Consider the following 12,396-nt stretch of genomic DNA (forward strand, 5'->3'; position numbering starts at 1 on the left):
CAAAAAGTCGTGATTTCTATTGAAATCATGGCTTTTCTTTGTGTATAATGAGATAAAAAGAAGGGTAATCGCCCAATAAAAAAGTAGTGAACGCTTTCCTCATTGGAAATAGCTCACTACTTTTTTTGATGAATCGTAATCAATTTTTTTCTAGGTTTAAACCTAACAATGCTCACTGTGCTATTCTTCGCTCTTGGGTTTCTTGGCTCAGAACTAAAAAAGCTCACTGCGCTATTCTTCGCTCTTGGGTTTCTTGGCTCAGAACTAAAAAAGCACACTGTGCTTTTTTAGTCCTCTGCAAGTATGCTCATGATTCGTTTCATATCTTTTAGCGTGATTTGTCCTGGTGCTATGGCATTGTCATGCTCTGGACTTGCGATGCTCCACGAAGAGCCTGTCACATCTCCTGAAATGCGTGATAGTTTACCAAATTTCCCCATGGAAACCGTCGCATAGGTCTGCTCGGGATTCAAACTCTTGAAACCACGTGTGTAATTCATGAGATCTAAAACCTCTTGCTCATTGTGAGGCATGACAGCAATTCTGACAACGCGAGGGCTCAAAGTGGTTAATTCCGAAAAAATCTCCATCAAGTTTTCAGGTGTTTCCTGAAAATTATGGTAACTAAGTGACAAGTTAGGAAAACTCAGCAACTGATCAAGATGTGACTTGTAGGTAAAATACTCAAAATCAATGTAATCTGGGTGATACAAGGCATCAATATCTTTTAAAATTGCAAGGTATTCCTCAGCATCTAATGCTATAAAACCACCTTCATTAACGGTTCGGATCGTAAAAAGAATTTCAAACCCTGAAAATTTCTCAAAGATAGCTGGGGCTACTTTTAAAATATCTTCTTTGGCTAAATAATCAGCGCGCCATTCGATAATATCTACGCCGTCATATTTGGAACTATCTATAGCTTCTACCTCATCGAGGCTCTTAGGAATAATAGGTAAGACTACTTTCATTTATAAAACCTTAATGGTAACCACTTTTAAATAGTTACTTCTTTCATCATTTTTCGTTATCTTAAAATCACTGGGAAGCCTATCGACTGTAAGTATTGTGTGCTCTTGCTTCTCCAGCCCTTTAGCAATCTGTTTTTGAAATTGTTCGATGCTTAGGTTGGAAGCATTTGTGGATAACATCAACATCCCTTGTGGGTTTAAAATAGCCAGTGCCTCTTTGACCAGACGGTGGTAATCTTTGGCAACTGAAAAGGTTTGTTTTTTATTTCGAGCAAAACTAGGAGGATCTATGATAATGATATCATAAGTCAAACCATGGCGTTTGGCATAACGATAATAATCAAAAACATCCATAACCATCAAGTGATGATTGGTCATTTCAAGCCCATTTGCCTTGAAATGTGCTTCAGAAAGCTCAATAGAACGCTTGGCTAAATCGACTGATGTTGTTTGACTAGCTCCCCCCATGGCAGCAGCGACAGAAAAAGCTGCTGTGTAAGAAAAGAGATTCAGTACTGACTTGCCTGTTGCAAAACCATCTGCCAAACGGCCTCTGATCGCATGCTGATCCAGAAAAATCCCAGTCATTAGACCATCATTTAGAAAAACCTGATAGCTAACCTGATGTTCAAGCACCTCAAAAGTGTCTGGTGCTTCTTGACCATACAAGTGTGCCGATTGATTGGTTGCTTCTTTAAAGCGGTATTTTTCATAAGCCCCTTTAATCTCTGGAAAGACCTTTTGAAAAGCCTTGATAATCATCTCTTTGTGGTCATAAACAAAAACATTATACCATGAAAAGACCGCAAAGTCACCGTATCTGTCAATCGTAAGGCCTCCAAAGCCGTCGCCATCCTGGTTAAATAAGCGATAAGCCGTTGTACCAGGATCCTCATCATAGGACAATCGACAGGCTCTTGCTTTAAGAAATAAGGTCTCAAAAAAGGCTTGAGTCAGATCTATCTCATCACGTGAGATCACCCATCCTATCCCCTTGTTTTGTTCTGATAAATAAGCCGTTGCTAGCAACTGATTGGACTTACTCACCAGCCGCACTAAACCATTTTGGGTCTTGGCAAAAGGCAAATCATCCTTTTCTAAAAGAAGGATGCCTTTTTTGAGCTTTTTTTCAACTTGAGCATTTAGTTGCAGTTTTTCCATGCTAATGATTATACCAAAATATCCTGATTATGGGTAGCAAGAGACATGACCATTCAGATAACCGTTTGTTGGTAGGGACTATCCTCATTAGTTGTGATTTTTAGAGCAGCCTATTTTTATCTTTATGACCTTGTTTTAAAATATGGTATAATAGACTGGAAATGCTTTATTTAGAAAAATAAACAAGGAATGAGACTATTGTGACAAAAATAATACAGACACTATTTAAGGTTATCAGTACCAGACTAGGGTTTGTCCTTGCTTTGTTGTTTTTTTATTGGATGAAGACCCTCTGGGCCTATCATATCGACTTTGTGCTCAATACCGAAAATGCTTATCAAGTCTTTCTGACTCTTATCAATCCCATCGCTGTCGGTTTGCTCTTACTTGGGTTAGCACTCTATGTCAAAAAAACAAGATTGTTTTACAGCCTTGCTTGGTTAATCTATCTGTTACTAACGCTTCTCGTCATTGCCAATGCCTTTTATTTCCGTGAATTTTCTGATTTTATCACGGTCAGCACTTTGCTTGGCAGTAGAAAGGCGGCTGCTGGACTGGGAGATTCGGCTCTTAACCTGATTCGTATCACTGACCTCTTTTATATTCTGGACATTGTCTTACTGTCTTACCTGTTTCTCAAAAAGAAGGTTCATAGTGATGATCGTCCCTTTCATAAAAGAGCCAGTTTTGCTGTAACTGCGCTATCAGCCCTCTTTTTCTCCATCAATTTATTCCTTGCAGAAATAGATCGTCCCGAACTCTTATCTCGTGGTTTCTCTAATTTTTATATCGTGAGAGCGCTTGGACTTCCCGTATTTTCTGCTTATAGTGGTAATCAAGCCTATCAGGCAGAAAAAGAGCGTAGTGGAGCGACTGCTGAAGAACTAGTTGATGTCCAGTCTTATGTCAAAGAACATCGAGCGGCACCAAATCCTGAGTTTTTCGGCATGGCAAAAGGACGCAATGTGATTGTCATTCATTTGGAAAGTTTTCAACAATTTTTAATTGATTACAAACTCACTGTTGATGGGCAAGAACATGAGGTCTCTCCCTTTATCAACTCACTCTATCACTCCAAAGAAACCTTTTCCTTCTCAAATGTTTTTCATCAGGTCAAAGCTGGGAAAACCTCAGATGCTGAAACCTTGATGGAAAACTCACTGTTTGGCTTAAATAGTGGCTCTTTCATGGTTAACTATGGCGGTGATAACACACAATTTGCCGCGCCTAATATCCTTAAACAATCTGGGGATTACACTAGCGCTGTCTTCCATGGTAATGTTGGTACTTTCTGGAATCGAAACAATGCTTATAAACAGTGGGGATATGATTACTTTTTTGATGAATCCTACTTCCAAAAGCTAACCAAAAAAAATTCCTTCCAGTATGGTTTGAATGACAAGCACATGTTTTCTGATTCGATTCAATACTTTGAGCGTTTACAACAACCTTTTTACACCAAGTTTTTAACGGTTAGTCATCACTATCCCTACACCAGTCTGGCTGGTGAAAAAGAGGAACAAGGTTTCCCCTTAGCTCAAACCGAAGATGAAACCATCAACGGTTATTTTGCCACTGCTAACTATTTAGATACCTCTATCCAAGCTTTCTTTAATTATTTAAAGGCAGTCGGTGTTTATGACAAGTCCATTTTCGTGCTTTATGGGGATCATTACGGTATTTCTAACTCTCGTAACACTCACCTCGCACCACTTCTTGGCAAAGACCCTGAGACTTGGACAGAGTATGACAATGCTATGTTGCAGCGTGTTCCTTACATGATTCACATCCCTGGTATGGATAAAGGGTTTATCAGCGATACTTTTGGTGGTCAAGTTGATCATCTACCAACACTACTGTCACTGCTTGGTATTGATACCACTAACCGTGTGCAGCTAGGCCAAGATCTACTCTCTAGCGACAACAAGCAGATAGTTGCCTTTCGTAATTCAGGAACTTATATCACGCCTTCTTACACTTACTATGATGGCAAACTCTATTACACAGCCTCGGGAGACTTGATTACCAATCCTGATGAGTCGACACTGGCTGAAAACCAAGCCATTCGTGACGCTGTGTCACTACAATTAAAAATGAGTGATGCGGTACAAACAGGAGACCTGTTGCGTTTTGACAAAAATCAGGACCTTAAGCCTATTGATGCCAGTAACATTTCTTATCTTGATTCTTTGAAAGCCTTAAAAGCTATTGAGAAGAAACGTGCTGATAAGTCAACCAGCATCTATAGTCAGCGTGGCAATCAGTCCAGCCAAAATTTATTTGATGCGCCAAGCTATATGCAACTCAATCAAGAGTCAACAGAAATCACTCAACCCTCATCGGAGGCTCAATAATAAAACGAGCTGATAATACCAAACAAGCCAGCACCCTTGATAGTAGGGAGCTGGCTTATTTTTTGATCGTTTAGCTAATTCACTGTCACATCCTATAAGCCTTCTTGAATCAGTCTTGAGTTGATGAGATAGATCGGCTGATAGCGTTCCGTCATTTGGATCAAAAAGTGCAATAGAGCGTCTGGGTGCTCTTCTAAAGTCCTGTCTAAGCATTTATAATCCTCTAGTTCAGCTGGGCTAGCACTTTTTTTAAAGTAACCCCAAAGGTGCTGATAAGTTGTTCGGAGGGTTTTTACCGTGGGGGTTATCGTTTCGGCTTCAGCAATCAGCCTTTCAAACGTTTTGACTTTTTCCATAGACCAATCATTTCCCTTAAAAAGGAAACGCAGGGCATTATAGTGGGCTTGTGAATGCGCCATAACCCAATATTTTTGATAAGCCCACTTTTTTTGGTGAGTGAGTAGGCTGTCTTTCACGTCAAATGTCATGATTTTCCTCTAGGCTAATCTCATAAACCAAATCGTCTCGCAAGATTTTTTTGACCCGACACTGCTCGTCAACATAAGCCAAAATCTCTGATACCATGGTTTGATCTAGGGCATGAGCAATCCTAACCTGAACCTTAAAGACACCGTCATCATAAGAAGTATCCGCTAAGATAGCCACCATCTTCTTCTGATGAAAGCGGGTAAAATAGCCTTGCACACACATGGTAATGCAAGAGGTCAGCGCAATAGTAACTAGGCTCATAGGCGTCTCGCCCTCCTTGGTAAAGCCAAACAGCTCTATGGGAGCACCATAACCTTCTGAGATGGCATGATAAAGTCTATCCCCTTTTATTCTTGTTTGATATGTTGCCACTACTTTTTCTCCTTTGTTAGCGCTAGAGCAGATCTCATCGAATCTCTGCTTCAAGTTTTTCTGTCAATGATTTGGTGATTTTTGCCATATCCTTGGCCACTTCTTCATCTGTCAAATTATCGTTTGGATTTTGGAAGGTCAGGTTATAAGCCATGGATTTCTTGCCAGCATCAATGGTATTACCAGCATAAACATCAAAGAGTTTGATGGCTCTGAGATGCTTCGCACCAGCCTCTTCAATAGCATCAACAATGGCTTGATGGCTTATGTCTTCGTGCAATAGCAAGGCAATGTCACGAGAAACAGACGGGTATTTGGTAATGTCTGTAAAGACCAAATCGTTTGGCAAGGCTGACGCAATCGCTGATAGATTGATTTCTGCCACATAAGTATCTGGAATAGACAAATCCTTGGCTGTTTGCGGGTGAACTTGACCAAGAAAACCAATCTGGTCATCGTTTAGGAAAATCATGGCAGTACGACCTGGATGCATGTTTGCCATCCCTTTTTCCGCAACATAAGTCACTCTTAGATTAAGCTGAGCAAAGATTGTCTCAATGATGCCCTTGGAATAGAAGAAATCAACCGGCTTTGCTTCTGTTTGAAAATCCTTATCGACAATCAAACCTGATAAAGCCATGGCAAAGGTATTGACTTCATTTGGCAAGTCTTCTTTGGGATTGCCCCATTGTTCAAAAACATGACCAATTTCATAGAGGGCAAGATTTTTGTTCTGACGAGCCACATTGTAAGACACAATCTCTAAGATACCCGAAATCATATTTTGACGCAGGGTAGAGCGTTCGACGGTCATTGGCCACATCAATTCTATTAACTGACTTGGGTTTTGATTAAAGGCTATTGCTTTTTCAGGTCTTGTCAAGGCATAGGAAATGACCTCAGTCAGACCGGCTCCTTCTGCCACTGTCTTGACCTTACGACGCAACTGTTGTTTTCTTGTCAAGGCTCCAACCGTGCCAGAAGCATCAGGAAGCTTTGTCGGCAGCTTATCATAACCGTAAATACGGGCAATCTCCTCAACCAAATCAGCTTGGATGCTAATATCCCAACGACGACGTGGAACTGCTACCGTGAATTGCTCCGCTGAACCTGATAGACCAAAGTCAAGAGCCGCAAAGACTGCCTCAATGTCCGCATAAGTCAAGGTTGTACCCAAGCGAACATTGACATAGTCTAAGCTGGTAGATACTTGGATGGCATCTGTCGGCACTGAACCAGCCTGTACCAAACCTGCTAATACCGTCCCATCAGCTAGCTCCTCAAGCATGGCTGCTGCAAAATCCAAGGCTTCTATAACTGTCTCGTGGTTAATGCCTTTCTCAAAGCGTGATGAACTTTCAGAGCGAAGGTTTAAGCGACTTGAAGTCTTACGAATAGACTTGCCATCAAAAACAGCTGCTTCAAGCATCACAGTCTTGGAGCTATTGTCAATCTCAGTGCTTTTGCCTCCCATGACACCTGCTAAGGCAACTGGCTGATCAGCAACGCTAATAACGATATCATCAACTGTCAAGGCACGCTCTTCGCCATCAAGAGTCACCAATGTCTCGCCATCACGCGCATCGCGAGCGACAATATGACTGTCTTGACATTTATCCAAATCAAAGGCGTGCATAGGCTGCCCAAAATAGAGCAAGACATAGTTGGTGACATCAACGACATTATTGATAGGACGAATCCCTGCATTCATCAGAAGGTTTTGTAGCCATTGTGGACTCGGTGCGACGGTCACATTTTCCACCACACGACTAGCATAAGTCTTAACCTTGTCACTAGCGATGCTTACTTCAATCACATCCTTGGTGCTTTTAGACGATTCTGTTACTGATTTTTTGGGGAAATGAACCGATTTACCATAAATCGCAGCTACTTCATGGGCAACACCGCGCATTGAGAGAGCGTCCGCCCGATTGGGAGTAATCGAAAGCTCGATAATCTCATCATCCAAACCAAGGTAAGGAAAGATACTCTCCCCAGGCACAGCATCCTCTGGAAGAACTTGAATCCCATCAGAAAACGCTTTGGGAACGATGGCTTCTGGCAATCCTAACTCCTGAAGTGAACAGATCATCCCAAGAGAGACCATGCCACGGATTTTACCCTTTTTAATCTTGTAGTTATCTGCAATACGAGCACCTGGCAGTGCTACAATAACCTTGATTCCTGCAGTAATATTGGGAGCACCACAGACAATTTGGCGGAAGTCTTCTTCGCCAGTATCAACTTGGCAGAGGTGTAAGTGCGTTTCTGGGACATCTTCACAGGAGACAACATGCCCAACCACTAATTTTGACAAGCCTTGGGCTGGGATATTGACCCCCTCAACCTCAATACCTGTCGTTGACATTTTTTCAGCTAATTCAGAAGATGGCACATCAATGTCCACCAACTCCTTTAGCCATTTATAAGAAACTAACATAATCTGATTTTTGAGGCTTTTGAGTGAAGAAACCAGCTGTCAGCTAGACTGGCTTTCTCCTAGATATCCGCCCCATGTTTAGCTAAATGAGTAGCTAAACGATCCTTTCATTATCATTTTTTGATGACATCAGCAGCTACTAAGGCAAAAAGTAGATTTTATAGAGTAAGCCTTTGTTGAGAAAGCTTGCTAGATAGTCATCCTTAAAGGTCTGCTTGATAGACTTGCATCTCGGTGAGTCACATCAGCTGCTTAGAATTGTGCCGAAAAACGAACATCACCTTGATAGAAACCACGAATATCATTGATCCCGTAACGCAGCATGGCGACACGCTCTTGTCCTAAACCAAAGGCAAATCCTGAATAGCGCTCCGAATCAATCCCTGACATCTCAAGAACACTTGGGTGAACCATACCAGCACCAAGAATTTCAATCCAGCCTGTTTGCTTACAGACCTGACAGCCTTGGCCACCACACTTAAAGCAGGAAACATCAACCTCAACAGACGGTTCTGTAAAGGGGAAATAAGAGGGACGCAGACGAATGTCACGGTCAGCCCCAAACATTTTTTGGCTGATCACTTCAAGCGTGCCTTTTAAATCTGCCATGGAGATATTTTCTCCGACCACCAGCCCTTCAATCTGATGAAACTGGTGAGAGTGGGTGGCATCGTCGGTATCACGACGAAATACCCGCCCTGGTGAGATCATCTTGAGTGGTCCTTGGCTAAAGTCATGTGTATCCATAGTCCGAGCTTGGACTGGACTAGTGTGAGTACGAAGCAAGATGTCTTCTGTGATGTAGAAGGTGTCTTGCATGTCACGTGCTGGATGGTCTTTGGGGAGGTTCATTCGCTCAAAGTTGTAGTAATCCCTTTCAACCTCGTAACCATCAATCACTTGATACCCCATCCCAATAAAGATATCCTCAATTTCTTCGCTGGTCTGGGTCAAAATATGACGCTTACCAAAGCTTATTTGACGACCTGGCAAGGTAACGTCGATACTTTCTGACTCTAGCTGGGCCTTAATGTTAGCCGCTTGGACAATCGCTGCTTGCTCCTCAAAGGCCTTGGTCAGAACATCGCGGACTTGATTGACCTGCTTGCCTGCTAGAGGCTTCAAGTCATTTGGCAAGTCCTTAAGCCCCTTAAGTAGTTCAGTCAGAGACCCTTTTTTACCGAGAACTTCCACACGTAAGTCTTGGAGTTCTTTGGAGTGATCTCCATTCAATTGGCTTAAACGCTCCAGCGTTGTAGCCTTTAACGCTTCTAATTTCGTTTGTAAATCCATATATCAGATACCACGAGCTTGTAGGATACGCTAAGGGAATCCTTATAAAAATCCTCTTTAACGCCTTATCGCTCATGTCTAACGACAGCCACCTCAATACACACCAACAATCATAAGCTAACCAAGAACCTTTAAGAAACACCTAAAGATCTCAAAAATCTAGCGATTGCTTATGATTGTGATGGTCAAAGGTAGGTGACTGCAATCAAACCTTCCTTTCATCTTCTAAATCTAATCATCCTGACCTCACTCGTTGTTGAGTGAGCAAAAAAGCGTGCCAAAACCCCCATCACGGAGCGTTGACACGCGGTACCATCCGATTTCATCTGCTTAAGCAGACCTTGATTCATTGTCTTTGATGTGAGTGAATTCGCTCTATTTCGCTTTAGAGGAGTTTCAGTCATGCTCCCCATTCCCTGTAAAGTTTCCTAGAAGTACTGGTCTCACAGACAAGTATTCAATTACTAATAGTCTAACAAAAAAACAAGCCGAAAACAAGCGTCATACTCACATTGATGACAGCTATGGCTAGTCAACTTCGATGTGACCATTGTGGTAATTGAGCCTAATCCCGCTTTGAACATTGGGTACAAAGACATTGAACTCTAGGCTACCATCACTTGATTTGGCCTCCAGATGAGAGCCAGAAGCAATCAGGTTGTCACCCTCATAAAGCAGGGTCACACGGTAACGTACGCGCTTATGCTGGTCTAGAGCCCGTCGTATCTGTGATTCATAATAGTTTTGTCCTGTTGAAGTACTCTGGTTGGCTTGATTGGACCAGGCTGTTTGGACCGCAATATTCTCAGGATTACTAGCTGAGGCATTGAAACCCTTGATATTTCCTGCCAAGGCATAACCAATCAAATGCCCACGATCAATGGCATGATTATACTTACCTGATAATCCCGTCACTTGATGCCAACCAGCTGGTCGCCAAGATGTAGAGCCATTTCCAGTTGACTCACGATGACGGTATTGACGACTTTGCTTAGAGAGCATGGCATTAGCCACCAAAGGCACTGACAAGCCTTGAGCTTGCCGTATCTTATGATCAACATAAGGCAAGCTAGACACGCTTGCATCAAGGTCAGTTTGATTGTCATTGATGATAAAAGCACCTGAACCATTCCACTGGATCTTAGTTCCCAAAGATTGTCTAACCAAAGGGCTAAGAACCGACTGAGCCAGCTCCAGACTAGGAGTGGCATCTCTAGCTGAAAGGGTCTTAGAGGAATGCCTCTCTGGCTGCGATGAGTCCTTAAAAACCTGGACTGCTTGCTTTAACGGATGATGGTCAGAAAGCCTATCCGTCCCTGTGACAAGACCTAAAAGCACAGGAATCAGGACAGCTAATAAGGCAAGCACTGATTTGGTGGACTGTTTTGAATAATGGGGTTTAGACATGATGTGCTATCTCCTCAAACAGCTAAGACGCGCCTACTTGAGGCTAAATTTGGCAAGCCACTCTTGCCACTTATCAAGTGATAAGACTGAAAAAGCATTCTTACCATCACCGATGACACTATAGCCAATCATCAGCCCTACTGCCAAGAATAGCAAGCAAAGTAAGGCAATCACCAGAATGAAAGCATACTGCTTCAAAACCTGTAAGATACGTTCTGTCATGTTAAACCTCTGAACTACGACGAATATTAGCCCCCAACTTGGCTAATTTGGTATGAAATTGATAGTAACCACGATCAAGATGCGTCAGCTGCCCAACAGTGGTGCTTCCTTTGGCAATCAATCCTGTTAACACAAGTGCTGCACTAGCACGAAGATCTGTGGACATGACAGGAGCTCCTTGGAGATCTTGCCCCCCACGAATCAAGGCCGTGTCACGAAGAATCTCTGTTTTAAGACCCATCCGACGCATTTCATCCAGATGTTGAAAACGATTTTCAAAAACGGTCTCAATCATGGTCGACTCTCCCTTAACAGCTGCCATCAAGGCTGTAAACTGAGCCTGCATATCCGTTGGAAAGCCAGGATGGGGCGATGTTTTTACGGTCACTGGCTTTAGTTTAGATAGGTCTGACCTTACCCTAATGCCTTGCGCTTCTTCTGTAACCTCAACGCCCATCTCCATTAACTTGGCTAAAAGAGGGCGATTATGCTCCCAAATCGCATCTCTAATCAAGACATCACCAGAAGTCATGGCTGCGGCGACCATAAAAGTCCCTGCCTCAATCCTATCTTGCACGACTTGGTGCGTCGCACCATGAAGCTTGTCAACGCCTGTAATGGTTAAGACTTCTGTACCTGCTCCCTTGATATTAGCACCCATCTTGGTCAAAAAAATCGCCAAATCAACAATCTCAGGCTCACGTGCCGCATTTTCAATAACGGTAATCCCTTGTGCTAATGTGGCTGCCATCATCAGGTTTTGCGTTGCCCCAACAGATGGAAAGTCCATGTAGATACGTGCGCCGTGTAGCTTGCCGCTTGCTGTGATATCGCCACCTTCTTGACGGATGTTTGCCCCCATAGCTTCCAAGCCTTTGAGATGCAGATCAATCGGACGACTACCAATCGTACAGCCTCCAGGCATCGACACCTTGGCGTGACCCTTTCTCGCTAGAATAGGCCCTAAAACAACAATGGATGCCCGCATCTGACTAACGTATTCGTAAGGGGCTTGATCCAGAATCTGACCTTGTGCATCGACAAGAATGGTCTTATTGGCTTGGTCAAAATCCACTGCAATATCTAACCCTCTCACCACATGATTCATCGTAAACACATCTGAAAGGATAGGTACATTGGTCAATGTCGATACCCCTGTAGTTGGTAAAATCGTTGCTGCTAACAGTGGCAAGACAGCATTTTTAGCTCCCTCGATGATGACATCACCCTGCAGACGTGTCTGCCCACCTTCGATTATGATATGATCCATATTTTCTCCAAAATTCTATTTTAGGAAGTGAGAGTGACGGTCAAGCAGCTAAAAACATGACACTTTACTCTCTCATCACATGACTCAAACCTAAAACGAGCCACTAGACAGCTTCACTTGCAACCTCACACAGCTAGAAAAGTGACTGTTTAGCTTAGACAGCATTCTTTCTCATTCGCTAGATCAGTTTTAGAGCCTGTAAGACAAAACTGCCACTCACTTCCTGCGTCAAACGGTGTTTTCGCCTTAAAAATCCTAATTCATACCAAATATTCCAAGAATTCTTAAAGACATAAGACCAATTCATTAAAACCCTTAACTATCCATCGGTCACTAAAGCATCGTCCGTTGCATAAACCCATTATACCAGTTTTTCCAAAATTTCCAAAAAGGAGTTGTTGGAATGGGGAAATAAAA

Annotated in this window: 11 protein-coding genes; 1 reads left to right on the plus strand and 10 read right to left on the minus strand. The window is 42.7% G+C overall.

Features of this window, described 5'->3' with window-relative positions; all coding sequences use genetic code 11:
* Positions 1 to 287 precede the first annotated feature (287 nt).
* Together ACMZ6Z_RS08095 and ACMZ6Z_RS08100 are read right to left on the minus strand one after the other, a co-directional pair.
* Complete coding sequence (locus tag ACMZ6Z_RS08095; RefSeq protein ID WP_416132058.1) at positions 288 to 971, minus strand: type I 3-dehydroquinate dehydratase; 684 nt, start codon at positions 969 to 971, stop codon at positions 288 to 290.
* The gene (locus ACMZ6Z_RS08100; RefSeq protein ID WP_416132059.1) at positions 972 to 2,132 is read right to left on the minus strand and encodes a class I SAM-dependent rRNA methyltransferase; all 1,161 of its coding nucleotides are present in this window, start codon (positions 2,130 to 2,132) and stop codon (positions 972 to 974) included.
* A gap of 200 nt (positions 2,133 to 2,332) precedes the next feature.
* Between ACMZ6Z_RS08100 and ACMZ6Z_RS08105 the strand changes: the two genes are divergently transcribed.
* Complete coding sequence (locus ACMZ6Z_RS08105) at positions 2,333 to 4,486, plus strand: LTA synthase family protein (RefSeq protein WP_416132060.1); 2,154 nt, start codon at positions 2,333 to 2,335, stop codon at positions 4,484 to 4,486.
* Between the two features lie 92 nt (positions 4,487 to 4,578).
* On the opposite strand, the gene ACMZ6Z_RS08110 is transcribed toward ACMZ6Z_RS08105, so the two are convergent.
* The 8 genes from ACMZ6Z_RS08110 to ACMZ6Z_RS08145 form a co-directional block, all read right to left on the minus strand.
* On the minus strand, positions 4,579 to 4,974 hold the full coding sequence (locus tag ACMZ6Z_RS08110; RefSeq protein WP_416132061.1) for a DUF1722 domain-containing protein: 396 nt from the start codon (positions 4,972 to 4,974) through the stop codon (positions 4,579 to 4,581).
* Positions 4,964 to 5,347 (minus strand): OsmC family peroxiredoxin, encoded by a 384-nt coding sequence (locus ACMZ6Z_RS08115; protein WP_416132062.1) that lies wholly within the window; start codon positions 5,345 to 5,347, stop codon positions 4,964 to 4,966. The genes ACMZ6Z_RS08110 and ACMZ6Z_RS08115 overlap by 11 nt, the downstream gene beginning before the upstream one ends.
* 34 nt (positions 5,348 to 5,381) lie before the next feature.
* Positions 5,382 to 7,787, minus strand: coding sequence for a phenylalanine--tRNA ligase subunit beta (gene pheT / locus ACMZ6Z_RS08120; RefSeq protein ID WP_416132063.1), 2,406 nt, complete (start codon positions 7,785 to 7,787; stop codon positions 5,382 to 5,384).
* A gap of 252 nt (positions 7,788 to 8,039) precedes the next feature.
* A complete protein-coding gene (gene pheS, locus ACMZ6Z_RS08125) occupies positions 8,040 to 9,080 on the minus strand; it encodes a phenylalanine--tRNA ligase subunit alpha (RefSeq protein WP_416132064.1) in 1,041 nt (346 codons plus the stop codon).
* Positions 9,081 to 9,608: 528 nt separating this feature from the next.
* Complete coding sequence (locus ACMZ6Z_RS08130; protein ID WP_416132065.1) at positions 9,609 to 10,487, minus strand: DNA/RNA non-specific endonuclease; 879 nt, start codon at positions 10,485 to 10,487, stop codon at positions 9,609 to 9,611.
* 33 nt (positions 10,488 to 10,520) lie between these two features.
* Positions 10,521 to 10,709: a DNA-directed RNA polymerase subunit beta gene (locus tag ACMZ6Z_RS08135; protein WP_416132066.1), complete on the minus strand. Its 189-nt coding sequence runs from the start codon at positions 10,707 to 10,709 to the stop codon at positions 10,521 to 10,523.
* A gap of 1 nt (position 10,710) precedes the next feature.
* Positions 10,711 to 11,979 carry a UDP-N-acetylglucosamine 1-carboxyvinyltransferase gene (murA, locus tag ACMZ6Z_RS08140; RefSeq protein ID WP_416132067.1) on the minus strand — a complete coding sequence of 423 codons (1,269 nt, stop codon included), beginning with the start codon at positions 11,977 to 11,979 and terminating at the stop codon, positions 10,711 to 10,713.
* Positions 11,980 to 12,157: 178 nt separating this feature from the next.
* The gene (locus tag ACMZ6Z_RS08145) at positions 12,158 to 12,286 is read right to left on the minus strand and encodes a hypothetical protein (RefSeq protein ID WP_416132068.1); all 129 of its coding nucleotides are present in this window, start codon (positions 12,284 to 12,286) and stop codon (positions 12,158 to 12,160) included.
* Positions 12,287 to 12,396 lie beyond the last annotated feature (110 nt).

Origin of the sequence: Streptococcus pluranimalium, from assembly GCF_047785705.1 — a bacterium.
Taxonomy (GTDB): Bacteria; Bacillota; Bacilli; order Lactobacillales; family Streptococcaceae; genus Streptococcus; species Streptococcus pluranimalium_A.

Coding starts and splice junctions, on each gene's coding strand:
- ACMZ6Z_RS08145 (WP_416132068.1), bottom strand. CDS start 12,286: ATGAATTGGTCTTATGTCTTTAAGAATTCTTGGAATATTTGGTATGAA.
- pheS (WP_416132064.1), bottom strand. CDS start 9,080: ATGGATTTACAAACGAAATTAGAAGCGTTAAAGGCTACAACGCTGGAG.
- ACMZ6Z_RS08130 (WP_416132065.1), bottom strand. CDS start 10,487: ATGTCTAAACCCCATTATTCAAAACAGTCCACCAAATCAGTGCTTGCC.
- ACMZ6Z_RS08095 (WP_416132058.1), bottom strand. CDS start 971: ATGAAAGTAGTCTTACCTATTATTCCTAAGAGCCTCGATGAGGTAGAA.
- ACMZ6Z_RS08110 (WP_416132061.1), bottom strand. CDS start 4,974: ATGACATTTGACGTGAAAGACAGCCTACTCACTCACCAAAAAAAGTGG.
- ACMZ6Z_RS08100 (WP_416132059.1), bottom strand. CDS start 2,132: ATGGAAAAACTGCAACTAAATGCTCAAGTTGAAAAAAAGCTCAAAAAA.
- ACMZ6Z_RS08135 (WP_416132066.1), bottom strand. CDS start 10,709: ATGACAGAACGTATCTTACAGGTTTTGAAGCAGTATGCTTTCATTCTG.
- murA (WP_416132067.1), bottom strand. CDS start 11,979: ATGGATCATATCATAATCGAAGGTGGGCAGACACGTCTGCAGGGTGAT.
- pheT (WP_416132063.1), bottom strand. CDS start 7,787: ATGTTAGTTTCTTATAAATGGCTAAAGGAGTTGGTGGACATTGATGTG.